This window comes from Chryseobacterium fluminis, from assembly GCF_026314945.1.
GTDB classification, from domain to species: Bacteria; Bacteroidota; Bacteroidia; order Flavobacteriales; family Weeksellaceae; genus Chryseobacterium; species Chryseobacterium fluminis.
This window is the reverse complement of the sequence record NZ_CP111121.1, coordinates 3,380,103-3,406,738: the sequence shown is the minus strand read 5'-3', so window position 1 is coordinate 3,406,738 and position 26,636 is coordinate 3,380,103. Positions and strand designations below refer to the sequence as shown.

Here is a 26,636-nt window from a genome sequence, read left to right as displayed (position 1 = left end):
AGCTTAAATTAAACCTGTTCTTTAAAAGAGCAGGTTTTGTTTTTTATACCTGCAGAAAATTTCTATAAGAAAAATGGAAGCTGTTTAATCTTTTTTTAAGCTGTGATAAACTTTAGTTAAGTTTCTAAAATCGAGTATTTAAGTTCAGTTTTTGTATACCTTTGAATCAACAAACAAGTAAAATTATTCTTATGAAAAAGTTATTTCTGGCCATGTCCGTCATTTTTGGATTAGGACTCGCCACTGCTCAGCAAACAGCTCCGGCTAAAACAAATCCAACAACAAAAACAGCGAAACCTGCCAAAGTTAAAAAAGAGATTTCTGCTGAAAAAACAAAGACCGCCACTGCTGATAAAAAAAGTAAAGCTACCCATTAAACTCAACACATAGTTGTTATTTTCATAATCAAATTTCGAAAACCGGTGAATCTTTTCATCGGCTTTTTTATTCTCCGATGTTCCGGTGAAGAAGTGTCATTTACAGGAGGCCGGAGCTAAAGTCTTTTTATTATCAACTGAGGCAATAGCGATTAAAGATTAGAAGAGTGCATTTAATGCACTTGAACTTAATTTTTTTTTAAGCACTGATAAACTTTTGTAAAATTTACTAAACCTTTCATTTTCAACACATTTTTACTTAACTTTGATTTTACAAAAACAAAAAATCATCGTTATGAAAAAATTATTAGCAGCAATGTACCTGGCCCTAGGATTAGGATTTGCTACCGCTCAACAGACAGTTCCCGCTACTGCTGCAAAAACTCAGCAGACAACAAAAACGACAAAAACTGCCGCCACCACAAACCCGGCGTCCCCGACAGTTAAAATGAAAAAAGACGGAACTCCCGACAAGAGATATAAAGACAATAAAAATCTTAAAAAGGACGGCACTCCGGACAGGAGGTACAAGGCAAATAAATAAACTCTACATATAGTTATTATTTTCATAATCAAATTTCGAAGAACCGATGAACATACCCATCGGTTTTTTCTTATTCAAAAATGTCACAAAATTCTTCAGTAATTTATAAATTTGAATCATGTTAAACTTCCTCAAGAAAAAAGCAGCATTGATTTGGGCAAAAAAGCATGTTCAAAAAGCAGAAGAATTCAAGAAAAATTCTGAGAAGAACCAAGAAGAACTGTTGTTTGCTCTGGTAAATACAGCTCAGAAAACCCTTTTTGGAAGAGAGCATGATTTTGAGAATATCAGAACCGTAAAAGATTTTCAGGACAGGGTAAAAGTTTCCGATTATGAGGACCTGAAGCCTTATATTGAAAAAGTAAAAAAAGGACAGGCCAATATTCTGTGGACCTCGACACCGGAGTATTTTGCCAAAACATCAGGAACCACTTCAGGCGCAAAATATATTCCGATCTCCAAAGAAGGAATGCCTTACCAGATCAAAGGAGCTCAAAGTGCCCTTTTCCATTATATTGCCAAAAAACAAAATGCAGATTTTGTAAACGGGAAGATGATCTTTTTACAGGGAAGTCCGGAGCTGGAGGAGGTTTTCGGCATCAAAACAGGAAGACTCTCCGGAATCGTAGCGCACCATATCCCCAATTATCTGCAGAAAAACCGTCTTCCCAGCTGGGAAACCAATATGATGGATGACTGGGAGGCCAAGGTAGATAAAATAGTGGAAGAAACTGAAAACGAAAACATGACTTTGATTTCGGGAATTCCACCGTGGCTCATCATGTATTTTGAGAAGCTGACTGAGAAACACGGCAAAAAAATAAAGCAGATATTTCCCGATCTTCAGCTTATTGTAACCGGAGGCGTCAATTACGAACCTTACCGCGATAAAATGGAAGAACTTCTGGGTGGGAAAGTGGATATCGTGCAGACTTTTCCTGCTTCCGAGGGCTTTTTTGCCTTTCAGGACGACTACACCAGAGAAGGTCTTCTGCTTCTTACCAATCACGGCATTTTTTACGAATTTATTCCATTGGAAGATTATGGCAGGCCTGATGCCAGAAGACTGACCTTGAAAGATGTTGAACTGAATAAAGATTATGCTTTGATCTTAACGACAAATTCAGGGTTATGGGCTTATTCTATCGGGGATGTTGTCAGGTTTACCGATAAGACACCCTACCGGATTCTGGTGAGTGGACGGACCAAACATTTTACTTCTGCTTTTGGCGAGCACGTTATCGCTTTCGAAGTGGAAGAAGCTATGAAATCTACTGTGGAAAAATATCCCGCCCAGATTACAGAATTCCACCTTGCACCGCAGGTAAATCCTGATGAAGGACTTCCCTATCATGAATGGTTCATCGAGTTCGAAAAGGAACCTGAAAATTTAAATGTATTTAAAAGCGAACTTGACGATCAGCTCAGAAAACGAAATACGTATTACGATGATCTGATAACCGGCAGTATTCTTCAAAAGCTTCATCTTACCGTATTGAAAAAAGGGGCCTTTCATGAATATGCAAAATCCCAGGGTAAGCTCGGGGGACAAAACAAAACACCGCGACTGGCCAATGACAGAAAAATTGCCGATTTGTTGGAAATTTACAAAAAATAAATACATTTTTTCAATTCCGAAAACATATATTCAAAAAAAATTATACATTTGAGAAATTAAAAAATAATAATGAAAGCATCTGTACTTTTAAAATCATCATTACTTACATCTTTATTTGTTATTTCCTCTTGTGCAACGACAAAATATTCTGAAGACATTTCGAAGAATAACTATTCGAATCTGGAAGCCGGAAAAAAATATGTTGTTACGATGAAAGACGGTTCTCCAAAACAAAAAATGTTATTCCGTAACGTAGATGGTGATAACATTATCGGTACAGCCGGAAAAAAAGACAGTACAGTGGTGATCATTCCGAAATCCAACGTGGCAGCAGTAAAAGACAGCAGAAAAGCCGGGATTACTGCCGGAGCAGTGGTCATAGGAGCTGCAGGAGTGGCAGCCCTTGTATTAAGCTCATCCAGAGCAGACTAAAATAGATTTTATCTTTTACATTTTATTTGATTTATCATTTAAAAAACCGACATATACATAGCCTTAACTCAATATTTAGGGCTATTTTTGTGCATGATTTCGTTCACCCCGTTACAGACATTGCAAAATGTCGAATTCAGGAATCTTCTTACAGGAAGGTTCTTTATGGTTTTAGCCTTCAGAATGCTTGCTACTTTATTGGGATGGTGGGTATACCAGTTAACAAAAGACCCTTTTTCTATCGGACTTATCGGACTTTCAGAAGTGATTCCTGCAGTAAGCTGCGCCTTATACGCAGGGCATGTTATCGATATGAACGAGAAGAAAAGACTGTTGCTGATCTGCAATTACGCCTATGTATTTCTCATCGGACTGTTGTTAATTCCTGCTTTTCTGAACGTTGAAATGCACTTTACGGGCCACCAGATTACATACTATATTTATGGAGTGATCTTCTTTACCGGAATAGCCAGGGCTTTTATCGGGCCGATTGTACCTTCCATGATTCCGAAGATCGTCAAAAAGGAAAATCTCCCCAATGCAGTTACTTTAAACCAGGCTACTTTTCTTATTTCCTCGGTTTGCGGGCATGCGGTCGGAGGATTTCTGATCGGGTATTTCGGGGTACAGTGGACCCTGGTGGTGATCATATCATTAATATCCATAGCTTCTTTATTTTTCTGGCAACTGAATAAACAGTATTCTGAACACAAAAAAGAGACCGTGAATGTCATGGAGAGTATGAAAGAAGGTATCGCCTATATTTTTAAGACCAAAGAAATACTGGGAGCCTTGTGTCTGGACATGTTCGCGGTTTTATTCGGAGGGGCAGTGGCCATGATTCCGGTGTTTGCCACTGACATTTTAAAAGTGGGCGCTGAAGGTTTCGGCTTACTGAACGCTGCGTCAGACATTGGGTCGATGTGCATTATTACCATTCTATCTCTGGTTCCGCTGAGAAAAAATCAGGGTAAAATATTACTGGCCGTGGTTACCGGATTCGGACTTTGCATCATCGGATTCGGACTGTCGAGAATCTACTGGATTTCTTTCATGTTCCTGGTGTTTAGTGGTATGCTCGATGGCATTTCGGTGGTCATCAGAGGAACCATTGTACAGCTGAAGACTCCGGATCATATCCGAGGCCGGGTTTTAAGTGTAAATTCTATTTTCATCATGTCCAGTAACGAGATGGGACAGTTTGAGAGCGGACTGAGTGCCAAGATTTTAGGAGTCGTCCGTTCCGTTATTTTCGGGGGAAGCATGACCGTGCTTATCGCATTATTGGTAGGAACTACAAATTCTAAATTAAGAAAAATGCAATATTAGGAATGAATCTGCGTTATTCTTTAAATATATAGCAAAAACTTTAATTACAGATTAATAATTTTTTATATTTGCTTTATAAAATTCCCCCTTCATGAAAAAAACTCTACTCATTTTTCTGATCTCGTTTTTTCAGATAATTTCCGCGCAGGAAGATTGCGCAACAGCTTTGGCTGTCTGTGGAAACTCAGGTTTCTCATACACGCCTTCCGGTCATGGTATTCAGGAACTCCCTGAAGCCAATTGCGGTTCTTACCTGGAAGATTATTCGGTATGGTATAAATTTACGATTGCTACTGCCGGAACACTGACCTTTGCGATTACACCTTTACAAACCACTGCCGCAGATTACGACTTTTACGTCTGGGGCCCTAATGTGGACTGTAACAACAAAGGGAATACCGTGAGATGTTCAACGCCTTATACTGCCGGTGCAACAGGATTAAATTTAACCTCTACCGATCCTTATGATTATTTTGGGCAGCCCGGCTCTAATGCTGATGGCTGGGCCAAATACCTCGATGTTTTACCCGGAGAGACGTATTATCTATTAGTTAATAACTATTCCGGAAATACAAACGGATTTTCATTAACCTGGGGAGGAACGGCTACCCTGGCATCCCCGTTTAATGACCCGAACCTTACTCCTCATCCTTTCGTTCCGCCGGGACAGCCAGCGGCCAACCCTGCTGATCCGAGAGAGGTAATTGTGTGTACAAGCCCTGCAGTTTTCGATTTCAGCTCACTGACCAGTGGGATCGTCAACGGAAATGCTAATTTCCTGGTGAGCTACCATACTTCTCAGAATGATGCTATCTCCGGGAATAATGCAATTTTGACTCCGCAGACCGTGAACACAACGGATATTTATTATTACAGCATCCATTACCAGGATCCTGCTAACCCGGCCAACCCGATCAACTCTTGCCGGGAAATCGGAAAATTTAAATTTATCCTCGGAAATATCACAGCCAATGACGCAACGTTGACGGCATGTAACAATAATAATGCAGGCACGGCAATATTCGACCTTACTTCTGCTGCCGTATTCAACGACCCTACTGCGATCAAGAAATTTTATCCTACGATGAATGATCTGAACGCGGGAACCAATGAAATCACCAACCCTATTCAATATCAATCTTCAACAGGTGTTGTATACGTTTCTGTAACGACACTTCAGGGTTGTTCTGACACGGCTAAGATTACGTTAAACTTCTTCCCGGTAGTCGTTGTGAATGATGCTACCATACGATCTTGCTTTATAGAAGGAAGTCCGGCAACGGCATCTTTCAACCTTACCGTAGCGGGAGTTACGACCCAGAGCGGAATAACAAAGACTTATTATCCTTCATTAACGGATGCTGTAAACGGTACTAATGAGATCACTGCTCCTCTTACCTATATCGCACCAAACGGAGTTATCTATGTTAAGGTAACCAACGGAAACGGATGTTATGCTGTTGCAAAAGTAACTTTAGTAGTACTTCCTCCGGTATACTCAAATGTGCTGGAAGATAAAATCATCTGTATTGAAGATAAAACAACCTTAGATGCAGGTCCCGGATTTGCGTCTTACGAATGGAGCACGGGAGCAACGACTCAGAAGATCGACAATGCCGGTGTGGGAACCTACTGGGTTAAACTGAAAACCGGAGAATGCGTCACTCTACAGACCGTAAAAGTATATGCTTCCGAACAGCCTGTCGTTTCTAATATTGACATCACCAATAATACCGTTACCGCTTACGTAGTAGGAGGAACGGCTCCTTATAAATATTCGATGGATAATATCAACTGGCAGGATTCTAACGTATTTAATAATGTCCCAAGAGGTAATGGTGTGGTCTATGTAAAGGATGCTTACGACTGCGAGCCTATCGATGTTGAGATCGTGATCCCTAACCTGATCAACGTTATCACCCCGAACGGGGATGGAGTGAATGATGTGATCGATTATTCAGCATTGGGAACTAAACAGAATCTTGTATTTAACATCTACGACCGATACGGAACAAAAATCTTCCAGGCTGATAAACACAACGGTTATAAATGGGACGGAACTATCGCCGGTAAAAAAGTACCTACCGGAACGTACTGGTATTCTGTCACATGGAATGAAAACAACAAAAAAAATACTCCACTCAAATATTCCGGCTGGGTAATGGTAAAAAACAGAGATTAAGCTAATTAATATTATAAAAAAAACCGCTTGAAAGGGCGGTTTTTCACGTAAAAGAAACCCTATTATTTAAACTTCACATAAACTTAAAAAAATGAGAAGACTACTATTCATTTTAGTTTTATTTTTATCACAATTTTACTTTTCACAATCGGATTGTGATACCGCTATTCCCGTTTGCGGAAACTCCAATTTTTCGTATACTCCCAGCGGCTCTGGTACTGTGGATGAAGATCTGGGCGGATGTCTGGTTTCCGATGAGCACTTTTCTGTGTGGTATTCTTTTACCATCGCTACATCCGGAACTTTAACTTTTACCATTCATCCTAATGTATTTGCAGACGATTATGATTTTGCAGTATACGGACCAAATAAAACCTGCGGAAGTTTAGGCGCTCCGATCCGTTGTAATTATTCGGGAGCAGATGGTGATACAGGATTAACACTGGATCTGACTGATCAGGACACCGATGACGCATGGAGTGCCTATATGGATGTTGTTGCCGGAGAAACTTATTATCTGGTGGTTGACAATTATTTAAGTACGGCAAACGGTTTTTCATTAGCCTGGGGAGGCACTGCCACAATATCATCAGCATTTACTGATCCTACCCTTACCCCATTTCCGTTTGTGCCGCCTGGACAACCAAGCGCAACACCTAATCAGCCTAATGAAATTGCGAGATGCGCGCTTCCTACGACGTTTAATTTCAACTCTCTGACCAGTGGAATATTGAATGGAAATACAGCCTTTACCGTAACCTATCATACCACTATGAATGATGCCATTACCGGAGACAATCCTATTACCTCTCCTACAACGGTAACGGCAACAACCTATTATTACAGAGTAAAATATCAGGACCCAAATAACCCGGCCAACCCTCTGAACAAATGTTTCCAGACGGGGTCATTTAAGTTTGTCCTCGGGGATATAAAACCTATCAATACCACTCTTCTTGCCTGTAACAACAATGCAGCCGGAACGGCATCATTTAATTTAACACTGGCAGATGTGTATTCTGATCCTGGAGCCACTAAAAAATACTATCCGACCCAGGCAGATTTAACAGCTGGTACCAATGTGATCACCAACACCACCAATTATATTTCAGGTGAAAAAACAGTCTATGTAAAGGTAACCACCGCTGAAGGATGTACCGGAACAGCTGAAATAGCATTGAAATTTCATCCTGTAGTCGTCGTGAGAGACGCCAGCATAGAATCTTGTTTTATTGATACAGCTGTTACAACCGCTTCATTTGATTTAACAACGGCCAGCATAACCTCTCAGACAGGAATTACAAAAAAATTCTATACAACGTTTGCTAATGCGGTAAGCGGGGTCAACGAAATAACGACTCCTCTGGCTTATGTATCTGCCAGCGGGGATGTTTACGTGAAAGTAATCAGCACAAACGACTGTTATGCTATTGCTAAAATAACGCTCAAAGTTTTGCCGCCGGCAAAATCTAACATGCTGACCGACAAAACAATCTGTATGGAAGATACGACTACGCTGGATGCCGGACCCGGATTTGACGGTTATGAATGGAGCACAGGCGCTACAACGTCCTCTATTTCAAATGTTCCGGTAGGATCCTATTGGGTGAAATTAAAAACCGGGCCTTGCTTCACCTTACAGCAGGTAAAAGTATATGCTTCACAGCAGCCTGTCATTACGAGTATCGATATTACCAACGATTCTTTCACAGTGAATGTAAACGGAGGGAAATCTCCCTATAGATATTCCCTTGACGGAGTCAACTGGCAGGATTCTAATGTATTTACCGGTCTTCCGAGAGGGGAAAACAAGGTATTTGTAAAAGATGCTTTCGACTGTACCCCGATCGATGTTCAGGTGACCGTTCCCAATCTTCTGAATGCCATTACGCCCAACGGTGATAATATTAACGATTATATTGATTATTCGGCACTGGGTTATAAAAAGAATTTAACATTCATTGTTTACGACAGATACGGAAATAAATTGTACGAAGCCGATAAAATCAGAAATTATAAATGGGACGGAACTTCCGGTGGTAAAAAAATCATTACGGGAACCTACTGGTACACCATCTCATGGAACGAAAATGATAAAAACAATACCCCAACCAGCTATACCGGATGGATATTGGTTAAAAACAGAGAATAATTTAATTTTCACTTTCCATAAAAATCACCCCGATTCGGGGTGATTTTTTTTATTCACACATATAAGGCTCTTCATTACTGGAATTTTGGAACTTATCCACAATATTTATTAATTACTAATCTCAGATTATTTTTCAAATAAACTATCTTTGCATCATGGCGCAGAAAGAAACATTATCATCTCTTACCAACGGAAACTTTGCAAAAGAGCTGTCAATTGCTGATGGAAAAATGCCTCCTAATGCAGTGGATTTTGAAAGATTGGTGATCGGTACTTTTTTAATAGACAAAAAGGGGCTGGACCATTCCATCGATTTACTTACTCCCGATGTGTTTTATGATCCCAGACATCAGGTCATCTTCTCTACCGTTTTAAAATTATACGAAGCCAACCAGCCTGTTGATTTAATGACGATTATCCAGGATCTTAAAAAGTCTGAAAAACTTAATCTGGCCGGGGGAGATCATTATATTGTAGATTTAACGATGGGGGTAAGCTCATCTGCCCACATCGAATATCACGTGCGTGTTATTCTTGAAAAATACATCCTGAGAAGCTTAATTAATGTTTCTGCGAACGTAATCGATTCCTCGTATAAAGAATCTACAGACGTTTTTGAACTGCTGGACAAAGCGGAACAGTCTTTTTTTGAAATTACCAACGGCACCATCAAAAAAGGATTTGATACGGCCAATTCTTTGGTAAAACAAGCCATTGAAACCATCAAATCTTTAAAAGATAAAGAAGGACTTTCCGGAGTACCTTCAGGATTCAGGGATGTGGATAAAGAAACCGGAGGCTGGCAGAACTCCGACCTTATCATCATTGCGGCACGTCCGGCAATGGGGAAAACGGCTTTTCTCCTTTCCATGGCAAGAAATATCGCAGTGGGACATAAAATCCCGATGGCCCTTTTTTCTCTGGAGATGGCCTCGGTACAGCTGATCACCAGAATGATCGCTTCCGAAACAAGAATTTCATCTGAAAAATTACGGAAAGGGACCTTAGACGATGAAGAATGGCAGAGACTTTTCTCCAACGTTTCGGAATTGGAAAATGCACCCCTGTATATTGACGAAACGCCATCGCTTTCTATTTTCGACTTCCGTGCCAAATGCCGAAGGCTGGTGATGCAGCATGGTGTAAGAATAATAATGGTGGATTATCTTCAGCTGATGACTGCCGGTAGCGGCGGAAAAGGAGTCGGGAACCGTGAACAGGAAATTTCCATGATCTCCCGTTCCCTGAAAGCGATTGCAAAAGAATTAAACGTTCCTGTAATTGCCCTTTCACAGCTTTCCAGAAGTGTGGAAACCCGTCCCGGAAAAAGACCTCAGCTCTCAGATTTGAGGGAATCCGGAGCGATCGAGCAGGATGCCGATATTGTATCTTTTATTTTCAGACCTGAGTATTATAAAATTACCGTTTGGGACAATGATGAAGAGGGACAGGAAACTTCCACTGAAAACCAGGCCGAGTTGATTATCGCAAAACACAGAAACGGGGCTACAGCCGATGTCCGACTTTCTTTCTTAAAGCATTTTGCAAAATTCGGCGATGTCGAAGCAGCTATGGGAGGACCTGAAGGATATCCTTCCAATTTTAATGCGGAACCCAGCGGTTTTGATAAAATTAAGACGACCATTCAGCCGGGAGCCGCCTTTGACCTGCCGGACAGTTCTAAACTCTCCGGATCGTCGATGAATGATTTTGATGATGAAGATGATTTTCCGTTTTAATTATTAAGGCTAAAATTCAGGTCAGGATCAATGCCGACCCATAATAATTAAACTTACACTAAACCTCAGCCAACCTACAAATGAGAATAGAAATCTATACCGACGGAGCGTGCAGCGGAAATCCCGGAAAAGGAGGATACGGGATCCTTATGCGCGTGCCTGAAAAAAACTACCAGAAGACATTCTCAAAAGGATTCCGGAAGACCACCAACAACAGGATGGAGCTGTTGGCAGTCATTACGGCACTGGAAAAGCTGAAATCTACAGAAAACGACATCCATGTTTTTACAGACAGCAAGTATGTTTCCGATGCCATAAACCAGAACTGGATCTCCGGATGGGTAAAACGGGGCTGGAAAAATGTAAAGAATCCTGATCTATGGAAAAAATTCATAGAGCTCTATCGTTTACATAATCCGAAAATGCACTGGATAAAAGGACATGCCGGTCACTTCGAAAATGAACTTTGCGATAAGTTGGCCGTAGCAGCGGCAGCATCACCGGAACTTGAGGTCGATACGTACTTTGAAAGCCAGGAAAACAATACCCTGTTTTAAGAAAAATTTAAACTTATTTTTAATTAAACCAAATTTATATTAACTGCGTTACTTTTTTCGCTTTTCAAATTCATATTCATTATAAAATACTCAGCTTTTTCTACAAAATTAACATTATATACATATTTATTAATTAGGATTTAATATATTTACACGTCTAATTTTAAGTATGTTAATAAATGAATAAAAAACTACTATCTTATCTTTCCCTTCTTATCATCTGTTTTTTCGGAACATCATCAGCACAGACCTATCAGCTAACAGGTAATCCTGTAGTGACGACAGGATGGACCATGGTTGCACCGACACAGGTAAATGGTGATTTTGTTCAACTCACCCCCGACACCAATAACCAATCGGGATCCATCAGACTGAACGAGCAAATAAACTTAAAATATTGTGATAAATGGAGGGTGGAGTTCGACTTCAGAATGGATTCGAACCAGACTGCTAACGGAGACGGTATCGCCTTCTGGTACCTTCAGAATCCTCCGGTTGCCAGTGTACTGGGCTCCGGTTTAGGAGTTTCCCAGAATGCCATCGGTTTAGTAGTAGGATTTGACACCTATAACAATACCACAACCGCTGTAATGAGCAAGGTCCATGTAGGGTATGGACAGATCGCTAATACGACCGATAACAATAATGTAGAATTTTTCAATACCCCGGGAAGCTCTTTCCATTCCCCGGATATGAATACTACGCTTCCATTTCAGGGAACTACGTACAAGCACGTTGAAGTAACATCAGAAGTAGATCCTGCCAATCCCGCCAACTGGATCATCAAAATTACCATCGACGGAAACATCATATGCAATCAGTCATTTGCCCCCGCAGGAGCTGCTACTGCTGCCATGACCATTGGATATTTCGGTTTTTCCGCCTCTACCGGAGGAAACAGATCACGACATTCGGTTAAAAATGTGAAAGTATATGTCGATAAAGTAGCCATCAGCCAGACCACCGTTACGGATACCTTCTGCCCCAATCCATCAACAGGACAGGGAACCGCAAATCTTACCTCCTATCAGAATCAGTTTGTAACCAATCCTGCTAATTATACATTTTCATACAGTGTAGCAGGAACACCGATTGCAACGCCCGGCAACTATCAGTTTGCCGCCAACACTACAGTATCAGTTTTAGTTAAAGACAATTCAGGACTCCTCTGTGATAATCCCGATGGAAAAATCCAGCTGAATCTTTCCCCATTTACCGCGACACCGGCTACTTTAACCGCCTGTAACAACAACAATATCGGCACAGCCATGTACAATCTGAATCTTGCCAATGTGAATGAGCCTCCCGGCTCTACAAAGAAGTACTACAAAACAATGGCAGATCTGAATGCCGGCACGAATGAGATCACGAACCCGACCGCGTACCTGTCCATAGCCGGAACGGTGTATGTGAAAGTAACCACTCCCCTGGGATGTACAGGTTCAGCACCGATTACCCTTGCCTTTTATCCTCAAATACCTTTAACGGATGTGACCATGCAATCCTGTTTCATTGAAACGAATGTAACCACGGCACTGTTCAATCTTACCACTGCTGCCGTAACACAACCTTCGCAGACAGGAATCGTAAAACAATATTATACCACTCTGGCGAATGCGCAGAACGGAACCAATGAAATACAGAATCCTGCCGCTTATGTAACGACCAGCACAACAGTGTACGTAAGGGTTACAAATACAAACGGATGCTACAATATTGCCAAGATTAACCTTGTTGTATTGCCTCCGGTGAAATCCTCTGTATTAAAAGATAAAATAATCTGCATCGATGGTAGAACTGATCTTGACGCAGGCCCCGGATTTGACGGTTACGAATGGAATACAGGTGCTACAACACAATCTATCGGAGGTGTACCTGTAGGTGTTTATTGGGTGAAACTGAAAACAGGAAACTGCATTACCACCCAAACAGTAAAGGTAAATGCTTCTCTGCAGCCTGTGATTTCAAGCATTGACATCAACAATAATACGATCACCGTAAATGTAAACGGAGGAAACCCGCCATACCGGTATTCCCTGGATGGTATTAACTGGCAGGATTCTAATTATTTTACCAATCTGGCAAGAGGTGAAGTGAAAGTATATGTCAAAGACTTTTATAACTGCGAGCCTATTGATGTGCAGATTACCGTACCTAACCTGATCAATGCCATCACTCCGAACGGAGACAACATCAATGATGACATTGATTACTCTGCCCTGGCCTACAAGAAAAATCTCGTATTTACAGTATATGACAGATACGGAAACCAGCTATACCAGGCTGATAAAATCAGAAATTACAAATGGGACGGCACTGCCTTCGGTAAAAAAATTGTTACAGGAACCTACTGGTACACCATTACCTGGAATGAAAACGACAAAAACAATACTCAAACTAAGTATAACGGCTGGGTATTGGTAAAAAACAGAGAATAATATATTGTAAGATCGCTCCGGATGAGGAGTGATCTTTTTTATTTCAACTTAAAAAATAATTTTATCTCAACTTCATTTTATATTGATAAATCTGAATTACTATTCCTTAATTAACCTACTTTAACTTTAATATACTTACAAAATCAACAAAAAAAAAGAACCATAACATATGAAAAAAAATATACTCTACAATCTTTCAGTACTCCTTGTCTTTTTGTCAGGATTATTTTCAGCACAAACGTATCAACTTGTTGGAAATCCTGTTAACATTACCGGCTGGGATCTTGTTTCCAGCGCTACGGTAAATAATGACTTCATACAGCTTACCCAGGATATCGGCAGCCAGTATGGTGCTATAAAATTAACTGATCCCATCAACCTTAAGTATTGTGATAAATGGAAGGTGGAGTTTGACTTCAGAATCGACGGAAACGGAACTACACAGTTTGGCAGAGGAGACGGATTTACATTCTGGTATTTAGCCAATCCGCCAACAGGGTTTGTCTCAGGAGGAGGCCTCGGAATTCCGGCTAACGCCAACGGACTCATGGTAGGTTTCGACATTTTCAACAATACCACAGAGGGGCAAATGAGTAAAGTTCACGTTTTATACGGAACCAATAATGGCACTAACAACAATATTGAATATAACAATACGCCCGGAAGCACTTTCCATTCCAACGATCTCAATCCTACCCAACCCTTTGTAGGTGCTACCTACAAGCATGTTGAAGTTAACGGAGAAACAGATCCCGCCAATGCCGCTAACTGGCTTATCAAAATCAGAATTGATGGGGTACTGATCGTAGACCAATCCTTTGCTCCGTCGGGGAATGCCATCGGGATGACGACAGGATATTTCGGCTTCTCGGCTGCAACAGGCGGAGCCAGCGCCAGACATTCGATTAAAAACGCAAAAATATTCATCGATAAAGTTCCTATTTTAACCAATACCATTACACCGTTTGTATGTGTAAATCCGGCTACAGGAAACGGATCTGTGGATCTGACGTCTTTTCAGAATCAGTTTGTAGCAAATCCTGCCAATTATATTTTCTCCTATTACGGTCCCGGCGGAGTCCAGATTACAACCCCTGCCAACTATCAATATACCGCAGGCACCACCACCATTTCAGTGGTTGTAAAAGACCCCTCCTCTACCCTGTGTGATAATGGCGACGGTAAAATTGTATTAAACCCATCTCCTTTCTCAGCAGATGATGTGACATTAACCGGATGTAACAACAACAATGCCGGCGGGGCAATATTTGACCTGACTGCTGCACCGTTTACCACAGTTCCGGGCGTTACCATGCAGTTTTATAACAGCATGTATGATCTGAACAACAATATCAATCAGATTCAGAATCCAAATGCATTCTTTTCGCCGGCAGCAGTAATCTATGCTAAAGTGACTACCCCTCAGGGTTGCATCGACACCGCAAAAGTAACCTTAAACCTGTTTCCGGTCGTGGTTGTCAATGACGCCACCTTAAGATCCTGCTTTATTGAATCAACCCCTTCCCTTTCATCATTTAACCTTACAGTAGCAGCCGTAACCACGCAAACAGGAATTACTAAAAAATACTATCCTTCTGTAACTGATGCAGAGAACGAAACCAATGAAATTACGACCCCTACCGCTTATATCTCTCCAAACGGAGTAGTATATATAAAAGTGACTAACGGAAACGGATGCTATGCCATTGCAAAAGTAACCCTGACAGTACTTGCCCCTGTTTATTCCAATGTATTGAAAGATAAGATTATCTGCATGGAAGATAAAACGTCTCTGGATGCCGGGTCTGGCTTTGCAAGCTACGAGTGGAGCACCGGAGCAACGACCCAGGTTATCAGCAATGCAGGCGTCGGCACCTACTGGGTAAAATTAAAAACAGGAGAATGCGTTGCCACACAGACAGTAAAAGTATTTGCTTCCGAACAACCTGTCATTAAGAATGTGGACATTTCCAATAATACTGCCACCATTAATGTTATCGGAGGTACTCCGCCTTACAGATATTCGGCGGACGGAATTAACTGGCAGGATTCGAATGTATTCAAAAATCTGTCGAGAGGAGACCACGAAATCTACGTAAAGGATGATTATGACTGTGAACCGATCCATATTACGATTGTCGTCCCAAATCTGATCAATGTGATCACTCCCAACGGAGACGGAATCAATGATGTTATAGACTATTCAGCTTTAGCCGGTAAAAAGAATTTGGTTTTCACTATTTTTGACCGGTATGGAGCGAAAATCCACCAGGCAGACCAATCCAATAAGTACCGTTGGGACGGAACAATTGCAGGAAGAAAAGTACCTACCGGGAGCTACTGGTACTCTGTAACATGGAACGAAAATGACAAAAACAGTACGCCGTTTAAATATTCCGGCTGGATCTTGGTGAAAAACAGAGAATAAAAAATAACATTCATTCAATATCAGAGGATCACTTCATTCATTGAAGTGATCCTTTTTTATGAAAAGAAGACGTCACAAGAGGAGGAGCAAAATATATGTAAAAGATTCATACGATTGCCAACCCGTCGACATCTCGATAGTTGTTCCGAATCCTTTATTAATGTGATTACCCAAACTGAGACGGAATCAATGACGCTATAGACTATTCTGCATTAGCCGGTAAAGAACCTGGCTTTCACTATTTTTGACAGGTATGGAGCGAAAATCCACAAGGCAGACATATCCAACAATTACCGTTGGGACGGATCGGGATCGGTTGGCGGACAAAAAATCCCTGTCGGAAGTTACTGTATTTCGTTCGTGGAATGAAAACGACATGAAAATACAGCGATTAAATATTCCGACCGGATTCTTGTAAAAAAAGGAGAATAAAATTTTGACACACTCATTGACCAAAGAATCACTTCGACCGCTGAAGTGATTCTTTTTTATGCTTATTTAGAAAGAGATATTTCGTTTTAAACAGAATTTATTCACATTCAATTCTTAAATTTGTCTTATGAATTATTTGGAAGCTTTAAGCAGAAGATATTCTGTAAAGAAATTTAACGGCGAGATTATCCCTGAGGAAACACTTCACAACATTCTTGAGTCAGGAAAGCTGTCTGCAAGTTCTCTTGGGCTCCAGCCTTATAAAATTCTGGTGGTGGAAAGTGAAAACATGAGACAGAAACTCATCCCCGCCTTCTACAATCCTTCGCAGATCTCCACCTGCTCTCATTTGATCGTCATTATTTCAAAAAAAACAGTTGAGGAAACCTACATTACCGGGTACTTTAAGCATATTTCGGAAGTGAGGGAAACCCCTCTGGAGCAGCTCGATTTATTCAGAAACAGTATCAGCCAGCATATTAATCAGAAAAACCAGGATGAGATTTTCAACTGGGCAGAAAAACAATCTTACATCGTACTGGCCAATTTAATGTATGCGGCCGCTATCGAAGGGATCGACACCTGCCCCATGGAAGGTTTCCGGCACGATGTGATAGAGAGCATTTTAGGTATCGATCCGGAGACAGAAAAAGTAACCGTCACCCTCGCATTAGGCTACCGTTCTGAGGAAGACTATTTCCAGCACATGAAAAAAGTAAGAAAACCAAACGAAAAATTGTTTAAATTTATCTAATTATTGAGACGATTGTACCTAAAGCAAGCATAATGATAAAAGCGGATGTATTAGTAATTGGTTCCGGAATTTCGGGACTTTCTTATGCCATAAAAATTTCTGAGCAACTCCCTGATGCCAAAATAATTATCGTAACAAAATCTGATGAAGACGAAAGCAATACCAAGTACGCCCAGGGCGGTCTTGCCGTAGTCACCGATTCTAAAAACGACAATTTCAGCAAACATATCGAAGACACCATGCGTGCCGGAGACGGAGAGAACAAACGTGATGTGGTAGAAATGGTGGTGACGGAAGCTCCCGCAAGATTTAACGAAATCGTGGAATGGGGTGCCAATTTCGATATGAAAAATGGAGAATTTGCTTTAGGCAGAGAGGGCGGCCATACTGAGAACAGAATCGTCCACCATAAAGATATCACAGGTTTCGAAATCGAACGTGCATTACTGGAGACCGCTAAAAACAGTCCGAATATTGAAATTCTTGACCATCATTATGTTATTGATATCATTACCCAGCATCACGTACCCGGAAAAGAATTGCACGAAGGGCACATCCACTGTTACGGAGCTTACATTTTAGACGAAAAATCCAGATCCATCAAAAAGATCACCTCAAAAATAACATTGGTAGCCACCGGCGGGGCCGGCCATGTATATAAAAACACGACCAATCCCACCATTGCGACAGGCGACGGAATTGCTTTCGTGGCCCGTGCAAAAGGACAGGTTTCCAATATGCAGTACTATCAGTTCCATCCCACGGCTTTATACAGCAAAATAGACGGAATGCTGTTTCTTATTTCTGAAGCGGTACGTGGTGACGGAGCCAGATTAAGAACCAAGAGAGGCGAAAAATTCATGCATAAATACGATGAGCGTGAAGAACTGGCTTCAAGAGATATCGTCGCAAGAGCCATCGATGCCGAAATGAAAATTACAGGCGACGAATATGTAGGGCTGGACTGCCGCGATATGGATCACGAAAAATTCCTGGAACATTTCCCTAATATTTATAAAAAGTGCAGAGCTGAAGGGATTGATCCTTTTACACAGCTCATTCCTGTCGTACCGGCCTGTCATTATTTAATGGGCGGAATCGAAATCGATAAAGACGGACAATCTTCCATCAAAAATCTTTTTGCGGTGGGAGAATGCACCAATTCGGGACTTCATGGCGCCAACAGACTGGCTTCGAATTCATTACTTGAAGGATTGGTTTTCGGACACAGTGCCGCTATGAAAACAGTGGAACTACTGAATGAAAACAATTTCAACTTTGACGATTTAAAAGCCGTACCGGAATGGAATGAAGAAGGGATGAAAATCATGGATGAAATGGTTATCATTTCTTACCTGAGAAAACAGCTTCAGGAAATGATGAGCGATCTTGTAGGAATTGTACGGAGCAACAGGCGTCTGAGCATGGCTCTTCAAAAGCATCAGGAGATCGCTGCGGCCGTTAACGAAATCTATCACTATTCAATTCTTTCGCCTCAGCTATCTGAATTAAGAAACTTAACGACCGTTGCCCATCTCATCATCACCCAGTCTATGGAGATGACGGAGAATAAGGGGGCATTTTACAATAAAGATTTAGTTTAAAATCAAACAGAATGAAAAGACCAGCCTACGCCACAGATAAAATTTTAAAACAGTTTATTAAAAATGCTCTTGAAGAAGATATTCAGGACGGCGACCACTCTACCCTTTCCACGATTCCAAAAGATCTGCAGCAGAGTGCCAAACTCCTTGTGAAAGAAAACTGTATTCTGGCCGGTGTAGAACTCGCTGAAATTATTTTCAAAACTTTTGATAAAAATCTTAAGGTGGAAACTTTTTTTGCCGACGGTGATATTGCTAAAACAGGAGATATCGCTTTTATTGTCAGTGGAAGCGCAAGGTCTATCCTTTCCACTGAAAGACTGGTTTTAAACTGCATGCAGAGAATGAGCGGAATCGCAACGATGACCCATGACTGGGATTCACGACTGGTAGGAACAAAAACAAAGTTGCTGGATACCAGAAAAACAACCCCAAATTTCAGAGTCTGCGAAAAATGGGCGGTTGCCATTGGCGGCGGAACCAATCACCGGTATGGTCTTTACGATATGATCATGCTCAAAGACAACCATATCGATTACAACGGAAGCATTACCAATGCCGTAAAAATGGCGAAAGACTATATTAAAAAGAATAAGAAGAAATTAAAGATCGAGGTGGAAACCAGAAATCTTGAAGAAGTTCAGGAAGCCATTAAAGCGAAGGCAGACAGAATCATGCTCGATAACATGGATGTAAAAACGATGAAGAAAGCAGTAAAGATGATCAATAATGCCTGCGAATCTGAAGCTTCCGGCGGAATTACCCGTGACCAGCTGAAAGAAATTGCCTCTACAGGCGTAACCTATATATCCGCCGGAGCCCTTACTCACTCTGCAGAGAATATCGATTTGAGTCTCAAAGCCGTGAGATAGCATTGATTTTTTAATAAAAACAACCCATATTTGTTAAAAATTCAATAATATGATTTTTTTCATGTAAAATGTCAACTATTATTCAATACATTGTAAATCAAAATATTATAACTTATTAAGATTCAGTAAAAATTAACATAAAGTTAATATTAGTTAAACATTATTTTCCGAATTTTGCGGAAAATTTAAATCTAACTATTACTAACGATTATGAAATTAATCAACAAATCGATGCTAACTGCGATAATTACCTTATCTACGGCTAGTATTTATTACGCTCAAGAAGTTCAGGACACTACTACAAAGTCCAAAGACATCGAAGAGGTAATCCTAAGAGGTGTAACGGATATCGCAAAAGATAGAAAGACACCTGTTGCAGTATCTACTATTAAAGCTGCACAGATTCTTGAAAGACAAGGAAACCAGGAGCTTGTTGAATTACTTAACACAACACCGTCTGTATACGCTACAAAAGGGGGTGGTGGTTTTGGAGACTCTCAGATTGTTATGCGTGGGTTTGAGTCTAGAAACATTGCCGTAATGGTAAACGGTATGCCGGTTAACGATATGGAAGGCGGTACTGTTTATTTCTCAAACTGGACCGGATTATCAGACGTAACAAGTTTCATGCAGGTACAAAGAGGACTGGGTTCATCTAAATTAGCTATCGCTTCAGTAGGGGGAACTATGAACTTCATCACAAAGTCAGCTGACATGAAAAGAGGAGGTATCGTAAGATTAGGAGTGGGTAACAATGATTATCTTAAAACATCTTTTGCTTACAATACAGGTAAATCTGATCAGGGATGGTCATCATCTATTTTAATGAGCAGACAAGCAGGAAGTACTTATATTCAGAATACAGATTATGAGTCTTATGCTTACTACTTCGCTTTAGGTTGGGAAGCTAATAAAAAACATAATTTCCAATTTACTTTAACTTCTGCGCCACAATGGCACAACCAAAGAACATATTCACCTACGATTGCCGATTATAAAAGATATAATCAGGAAGATAACCAGACTCCGGACAGAACATACAACTCCGATTGGGGGTACTTCATCGATGGCAATGGGAACAGAGTAAATATTGCCAATAGAGCCAACTACTACTCAAAACCTGTAATGATGTTGAACTGGGATTTCTCAATTAGTGATAAATCCAAATTAAGCACAGTTCTTTATATGTCTAATGGTAGAGGTGGTGGAACAGGTGATCTAGGAAGCTACTGGACTGGTAAATTCAACGCTGCAGGGAATCCTACCACAACAAACCTTAACAGTTATAGAAGAGCAGATGACGGAACATACGATTACAATCAAATCTTCAATTTAAATAACGGTTTAGTCGCAGGAACACCTTACCAGGTTACAGATCCTAAAACAGGAAAAACATCAACCGTAAGAGATGGAATCATCCGAAGATCAAGCATCAACTCTCACAACTGGTATGGTATCTTAGCAAATTTCCAACATAAAATAAACGACAATTGGAATTTCTCAATTGGTACTGATGATAGATACTACTATGGATATCACTATCAAGTAGCTTCTGATCTTTATGGATCAAATGGTTACCAGGAAATTTTAAACAAAAACGTAGCACCTTATACTGTTACAAACACTTTCGATTATCAAAAACTTGCCTGGAATCCTTTCGGAGGAAAAACAGCTCCGCTTAACCAGCAGATCGGATACAGTAATGACGGAGAAGTTATTTGGTACAGTGCATTTGGTCAGGTTGAATATTCTAAAAATAACCTTTCTGCATTCTTACAGGGATCAGCTTCTAACCAAGGGTATCAGAGAATTGATAACTTCGTTCAGGACGGGGTAACTAAGCAACAAGGACAAGTAGTAAATACTAAAACAGGATTTAAAAACCTTTTTGGATATAACATTAAAGGGGGTGCCAACTATAACATAAGTGATCAACATAATGTATTTGCGAACGTTGGTTATTACAGCAAGCAACCTTTCTTCAACTCTGTATACCCAAGCAACTTTCAGGTTGTAAACCCAAGCTTAACAAATGAGAAAATTTTCTCGGCTGAAGTTGGATATGGTTTCAGATCTCCTAAGTTCTCGGCGAACATTAACGTATACAGAACTGAATGGAGAGACAGATGGTTGAGAAGAACAAACCAAACTTTTACCCTAGCTGATAATACAACGACTACAGGTTATGCCGAAATCAGTGGAATTACAGAAATTCACCAGGGAGTTGAGTTTGACGGAGTTTACAGACCAACTAATTTCTTAGAAATTAACGGGATGTTCTCATGGGGAGATTATTTCTATAAGGGAAATGCCAACGGAGCTGCATTTGATGATAATAACAACCCTCTTTCTTTATCAGGAGCATCTACAACATCTAATACACTTTACTTAGATAAAGTAAAAGTTGGAGGAACTAGTAACAACAGTATCCCACAAATGACAGCATCATTGGGTGCTACAGTGAAACCTGTTAAAGACCTAAGCATTTTCGGAACATGGAGATATGTTGGAAAACTTTATTCTTCTATTGACATTGCAACGTTTTCTAATCAATCTGCACAAGAAAAAGGTGTATTACAGTTACCAGATTTTAACTTATTTGATGTAGGTATTTCTTACAAAATCAGATTAAATAATACTAATCAGTACTTCACTATCGGGGCAAATGTTTATAATTTGCTTGATACCTTCTACATCTCTGATGCATCTACAAACAACTTTGCAAAGGGACAAGGAGACTTTAAAGACAGTGCAACTGCAACAGCTCAACAACAATATGAAGCGTACCAGAGTACTTTATACAAAGGTTTAGATCCTTCAAACCGTGTATTATTCGGATTTGGAAGAACCTGGTCAGCTAACCTGTCATTCAACTTCTAATGAATTAAAATATTAGATTTTATACATATCAATCCCGGCTTTTCGCCGGGATTTTTGCTATATTTGTGTCAGAAAAAACAAAAAAAACTAAATATGGATTTTTACAAGATTTTGCTTAGTGCTCACAAAGGATTTGGGTATTTGGAACTCCTTTTAACTTCATTATTTGTGATTGCGCTTTTGGCGACAATGTTTGGATTTAGCGGAAAAGTGAATAAATTTTTAAAGAAAACAACTTTATTCACCATGATCTTCTTCCACGTTCAATTTTTGATCGGACTCGTTATGTTGATCATCAATTTTACAAACGGATTAAATATGGGTGAAGTCATGAAGAATTCCGCGCTGAGATTTCAATATGTAGAACATCCATTTTCAATGTTAATCGCGGCTGTCTTGTTAACGGTTATCAACAAAAAAGTAAAAGTAAACCCTACAATTTCTCTGGGAATTGTAATAATGGGACTTATTGCGGTGGGCTTATTTGCATTCGCGTTCCCTTGGGCAAGAGTCTTCGGGGCATAAATATATTAACAAAATAATTTTTAATTAAATCAATGAAAGTAGCTGTAGTCGGTTCAACAGGAATGGTTGGACAAGTTATGCTTAAAGTTCTAGAAGAAAGGAACTTCCCTATCACAGAATTAATTCCGGTAGCTTCGGAAAGATCTATTGGTAAAAAGGTGAAGTATAAACAGGAGGAATTTACGATTGTAAGCATGAAAGACGCTATAGCTGCCAAACCGGATATCGCCATCTTCTCAGCTGGCGGCAGTACTTCTCTTGAATTTGCTCCCCTGTTTGCTGAGGCAGGAACTACCGTGATCGATAATTCTTCTGCATGGAGAATGGATCCGGATAAGAAACTGGTCGTTCCTGAGATCAATGCTGATGTATTGACCAAAGAAGATAAGATCATTGCCAATCCAAACTGTTCTACGATTCAGTTAGTGATGGTTTTAGGACCTCTGAATAAAAAATATGATTTAAAAAGAGTGATTGTCTCTACCTATCAATCGGTAACCGGAACCGGTAAAGCCGCGGTAGATCAGTTAAACGGGGAGATCGGCGGTGATGAATCTATCGCAAAAGTATATCCTTATCAGATTTTTAAAAATGCATTGCCACACTGTGATGTTTTTTCCGATGATGACTATACAAAGGAGGAAATAAAATTAATGAAGGAGCCTAAGAAAATTCTGGGTGATGACACTTTTAATCTAACCGCAACTGCAGTAAGGGTTCCTGTACAGGGAGGTCATTCTGAAAGTGTAAACATTGAGTTTGAGAACGAGTTCGATCTTGATGAGGTCAGAAAAATACTGTCTGAAACGCCGGGAGTTGTCGTAATGGACAATGTGAAAAACAATGAATATCCGATGCCTTTGTATTCCGAAGGGAAAGATGAAGTATTTGTGGGAAGGATCCGACGGGACCTCTCCCAGCCCAAGACGCTGAATCTCTGGATTGTAGCAGATAACCTCCGAAAAGGAGCTGCCACAAATGCAGTACAGATCGCAGAATACTTAGCATCAAACAACTTAGTTTAAACTAACAAAACAAAAAAGAGTCTCAGAGTTGAGATTCTTTTTTTTATCAAATCTATGAACGTTCAGAAAACTCATAAAAAAGATAAATTAGCCTTTCAGAAACTTATTGCTGTTTTTGGCATTGTCCTTTTTATCGGAAAAATTGCCGCGTGGAAACTTACCAATTCCGATGCTGTTTTCTCAGATGCCATGGAGAGCATTGTCAACGTGATCAGTGCATTTATGGGATTGTATTCGCTCTATCTGGCCGCGAAACCCAAAGATGAAGAACACCCGTACGGACATGGAAAAGTAGAATTTGTTACCTCAGGAATAGAGGGCGCCCTGATTGCTATTGCCGGCATTATGATCATCTATGAAGGGATTAACAGTTTAATTACCGGAAAAGTTTTAAATAAGCTGGACTGGGGAATCTGGATCATTGCAGCGACCGCCGTTGTGAATTATATTTTAGGATATATCTCCATCAAAAAAGGAGAAAATGAAAACTCTCCGGTTTTAATTTCTTCCGGAAAACATCTTCAGTCGGACACCATGACGACCCTGGGTGTGGTCATCAGCTTGATTATCGTTTACTTTACAAAAATCTATTGGCTGGATTCTGTCGTAGCCTTAGCTTTCGGGCTTTATATCATCTATGTAGGATACAAGATTGTCCGGAAGTCCCTGAGCGGAATTATGGACGAACAGGACCCTGATCTTTTACATCAGATCATTAAAATTTTAGAAGATAACCGAAAGGTAGAATGGATCGACGTTCACAATATGAAAATCCAGCAGTTCGGAGCTTCCCTTCATATCGACGCCCATATTACGCTTCCCTGGTATTACAGCCTTCGCGAGGCTCATAATGAGATGGAAAAAATGATCATTCTTTTAGCAGAAAATATACAGAGAAGTATTGAATTTAACTTTCATATGGATGACTGTAAGCCCATCTCCTGCCCTATCTGTCAGATTGCAAACTGCCCGGTCCGCGAAAAAGATTTTGTAAAAAGAGTGACATGGACTCCTGAAAATGTGACCTGTATGGATAAACACTCCGCAGAATAAAAAAAATATTACATTTGATAAAAATAACATTATGGGAGTTGGAACTAATCTTAAAAGACTGCGGAGCAAAACAAAATTTTCTCAGCAAGATATTGCAGATAAATTAAATATCGACAGAGTTACCTATGCAAACTGGGAAAGTGAAATGTTTGATGTGAAGTCTCAATATATTCCAAAACTTGCGGAGATCTTTGAAGTGGAATTAAAAGAGCTTTTTGAAGATGGAATAAAAAACATTAACACTACAGACAATACTTTTGAAAATAAGGACGATTCAACATCTGGAAATATCATTGTTTTTAATTTATCAGATAAAGATGTGGCAGAAAAACTAAGCTCACAATTTGCTGAACTGATTAAAAATATTAAAAAATAATCCTTTTCCATAATCTGAATTTCTCAAATTCAATGGAAAGGAATGACGTCAGAATCAGACGGTGTAGGTTCAGAATCTTTAAATGAAAACCTTCCCGTATCGGGCAATACATGATTTTACAGAAAAGACTTTTTTACGGGGAGGGCTTCTATTATTATTAAAAGTATAATCTGGCTCGAATAAACCCGTTTACTTAAAAATCAGTGCTTTATTGAGTTCTAAAAGATTATTTCCATTATTTTTCATATTGGCTTGAAATTTTTCTAATATTGTTTTAGGGCTCAAGGTAGAAATATTTCCTTTGTCATCACCCACTACATATTTAATTCCACTGCTCTTCACTTCATAAAATGGATCATTATAATAGCTTTGCATGATCTTCTGAAAGTCCATCCAGGTAATTTTTTTTCCGGAAGGAGGAGTGAAAAAGTCACTATTCTTTACATTCTTCAACTGTATTAAACTGAAATCATAATCCGAACGAGAGTCTGCTATTTTAACAATCAATCCAGGTAAGCCATTAAAAATATAAGGTCCTTCCTGAAGATTCATGGAATCCGCAAACCAAGCGGTCCAATGCCTGCCGCCATAATCCACTTCTGCTTTTTGGCAGTACAGTTCTCCTATTTTTTGTTTCTCACTTGTCATTTTCCAGTCCAGTTTATCCTCAATAGCGATATAAAACCTGGTTCTCATTGTCGGAGTGATAATTACTTTCTGAATTTCTTTCGTATCCAGATTTTTCTTGGCAAATAAATCTGTAAAAAAAAGCATTCCTCTGCCTGGGCCCAAGCCTGTTTTTTGTACTATTGAATCTGATCTCCTTTCTGATCCCGATCTAAAAATAGATTTCTTCCCATCAATCTCTAAATAAAACGGGCTGGCTACCAAACTATCTTTATCCTGATCTGGTCTGAATTTTAATTCATATATACAGGTTACACTCTGAGAATGCAACATACTTATTATAAATACCAATAAGCTGATCATATACTTTTTCATATCCAATTTGAGGTATGCAATATAAACGATGCTGTGCACCGGTTATATTTATTATATACATTTAAAACAGGCAGTGGTAACTGATCCATCAGAGCCTGTTGTACTCCACACTCCGCAAGTAAGGCCATACTGCTCACAAAAACCATTTCCCGGCGTACAGACACTCGCACAGCCAAATCCTCCGCCAGAATCGGGATCTACCCTTCCTCCAATAATAGTCTTTAAACTTTCTCTGGAGAATTTTTTCAAATTTTTCATAAGTATCTTTTTATTGTTACCATCACAAACCTAAACATTAGAAATGAAAAATTCTGTAA

Annotated in this window: 21 protein-coding genes; 19 read left to right on the top strand and 2 right to left on the bottom strand. The window is 39.9% G+C overall.

Annotated elements, in window-relative coordinates; translation table 11 throughout:
• Positions 1-191 precede the first annotated feature (191 nt).
• From ODZ84_RS15570 to ODZ84_RS15480, 19 genes are all read left to right on the top strand, one after another.
• Complete coding sequence (locus tag ODZ84_RS15570; protein ID WP_266173342.1) at positions 192-377, top strand: hypothetical protein; 186 nt, start codon at positions 192-194, stop codon at positions 375-377.
• 295 nt (positions 378-672) lie between these two features.
• Positions 673-921, top strand: a complete 249-nt coding sequence (locus ODZ84_RS15565; protein WP_266173341.1) for a hypothetical protein — start codon at positions 673-675, stop codon at positions 919-921.
• 118 nt (positions 922-1,039) lie between these two features.
• Complete coding sequence (locus ODZ84_RS15560) at positions 1,040-2,539, top strand: GH3 auxin-responsive promoter family protein (protein WP_266173340.1); 1,500 nt, start codon at positions 1,040-1,042, stop codon at positions 2,537-2,539.
• 69 nt (positions 2,540-2,608) lie between these two features.
• Positions 2,609-2,971, top strand: coding sequence for a hypothetical protein (locus ODZ84_RS15555; protein ID WP_266173339.1), 363 nt, complete (start codon positions 2,609-2,611; stop codon positions 2,969-2,971).
• A 93-nt stretch (positions 2,972-3,064) separates the two neighbouring features.
• Complete coding sequence (locus tag ODZ84_RS15550) at positions 3,065-4,300, top strand: MFS transporter (protein ID WP_266173338.1); 1,236 nt, start codon at positions 3,065-3,067, stop codon at positions 4,298-4,300.
• A gap of 91 nt (positions 4,301-4,391) precedes the next feature.
• On the top strand, positions 4,392-6,482 hold the full coding sequence (locus ODZ84_RS15545) for a T9SS type B sorting domain-containing protein (RefSeq protein WP_266173337.1): 2,091 nt from the start codon (positions 4,392-4,394) through the stop codon (positions 6,480-6,482).
• 91 nt (positions 6,483-6,573) lie between these two features.
• A complete protein-coding gene (locus ODZ84_RS15540) occupies positions 6,574-8,634 on the top strand; it encodes a T9SS type B sorting domain-containing protein (protein WP_266173336.1) in 2,061 nt (686 codons plus the stop codon).
• Between the two features lie 155 nt (positions 8,635-8,789).
• Positions 8,790-10,373: a replicative DNA helicase gene (gene dnaB, locus ODZ84_RS15535; RefSeq protein ID WP_266173335.1), complete on the top strand. Its 1,584-nt coding sequence runs from the start codon at positions 8,790-8,792 to the stop codon at positions 10,371-10,373.
• Positions 10,374-10,453: 80 nt separating this feature from the next.
• Complete coding sequence (gene rnhA / locus ODZ84_RS15530; RefSeq protein ID WP_266173334.1) at positions 10,454-10,930, top strand: ribonuclease HI; 477 nt, start codon at positions 10,454-10,456, stop codon at positions 10,928-10,930.
• Positions 10,931-11,109: 179 nt separating this feature from the next.
• Positions 11,110-13,368: a T9SS type B sorting domain-containing protein gene (locus ODZ84_RS15525; RefSeq protein WP_266173333.1), complete on the top strand. Its 2,259-nt coding sequence runs from the start codon at positions 11,110-11,112 to the stop codon at positions 13,366-13,368.
• 169 nt (positions 13,369-13,537) lie between these two features.
• Positions 13,538-15,796, top strand: coding sequence for a T9SS type B sorting domain-containing protein (locus ODZ84_RS15520; RefSeq protein WP_266173332.1), 2,259 nt, complete (start codon positions 13,538-13,540; stop codon positions 15,794-15,796).
• 559 nt (positions 15,797-16,355) lie between these two features.
• Positions 16,356-16,982, top strand: coding sequence for an NAD(P)H-dependent oxidoreductase (locus ODZ84_RS15515; RefSeq protein WP_266173331.1), 627 nt, complete (start codon positions 16,356-16,358; stop codon positions 16,980-16,982).
• A 32-nt stretch (positions 16,983-17,014) separates the two neighbouring features.
• Positions 17,015-18,586: an L-aspartate oxidase gene (gene nadB / locus ODZ84_RS15510; protein WP_266173330.1), complete on the top strand. Its 1,572-nt coding sequence runs from the start codon at positions 17,015-17,017 to the stop codon at positions 18,584-18,586.
• Between the two features lie 11 nt (positions 18,587-18,597).
• Positions 18,598-19,458, top strand: coding sequence for a carboxylating nicotinate-nucleotide diphosphorylase (gene nadC, locus ODZ84_RS15505; protein WP_266173329.1), 861 nt, complete (start codon positions 18,598-18,600; stop codon positions 19,456-19,458).
• A 210-nt stretch (positions 19,459-19,668) separates the two neighbouring features.
• The gene (locus ODZ84_RS15500; RefSeq protein WP_266173328.1) at positions 19,669-22,338 is read left to right on the top strand and encodes a TonB-dependent receptor; all 2,670 of its coding nucleotides are present in this window, start codon (positions 19,669-19,671) and stop codon (positions 22,336-22,338) included.
• 93 nt (positions 22,339-22,431) lie between these two features.
• Positions 22,432-22,863 carry a hypothetical protein gene (locus ODZ84_RS15495; RefSeq protein ID WP_266173327.1) on the top strand — a complete coding sequence of 144 codons (432 nt, stop codon included), beginning with the start codon at positions 22,432-22,434 and terminating at the stop codon, positions 22,861-22,863.
• A gap of 32 nt (positions 22,864-22,895) precedes the next feature.
• Positions 22,896-23,888 (top strand): aspartate-semialdehyde dehydrogenase, encoded by a 993-nt coding sequence (locus ODZ84_RS15490; RefSeq protein ID WP_266173326.1) that lies wholly within the window; start codon positions 22,896-22,898, stop codon positions 23,886-23,888.
• A 54-nt stretch (positions 23,889-23,942) separates the two neighbouring features.
• Entirely contained in the window at positions 23,943-24,941 is a 999-nt protein-coding gene (locus ODZ84_RS15485) for a cation diffusion facilitator family transporter (RefSeq protein ID WP_266173325.1), read from the top strand.
• A 31-nt stretch (positions 24,942-24,972) separates the two neighbouring features.
• Positions 24,973-25,317 (top strand): helix-turn-helix domain-containing protein, encoded by a 345-nt coding sequence (locus tag ODZ84_RS15480; RefSeq protein ID WP_266173324.1) that lies wholly within the window; start codon positions 24,973-24,975, stop codon positions 25,315-25,317.
• 189 nt (positions 25,318-25,506) lie between these two features.
• On the opposite strand, the gene ODZ84_RS15475 is transcribed toward ODZ84_RS15480, so the two are convergent.
• Together ODZ84_RS15475 and ODZ84_RS15470 are read right to left on the bottom strand one after the other, a co-directional pair.
• Entirely contained in the window at positions 25,507-26,319 is an 813-nt protein-coding gene (locus ODZ84_RS15475) for a GLPGLI family protein (RefSeq protein ID WP_266173323.1), read from the bottom strand.
• A 51-nt stretch (positions 26,320-26,370) separates the two neighbouring features.
• On the bottom strand, positions 26,371-26,577 hold the full coding sequence (locus ODZ84_RS15470) for a bacteriocin-like protein (RefSeq protein WP_266173322.1): 207 nt from the start codon (positions 26,575-26,577) through the stop codon (positions 26,371-26,373).
• Between the last annotated feature and the right edge of the window lie 59 nt (positions 26,578-26,636).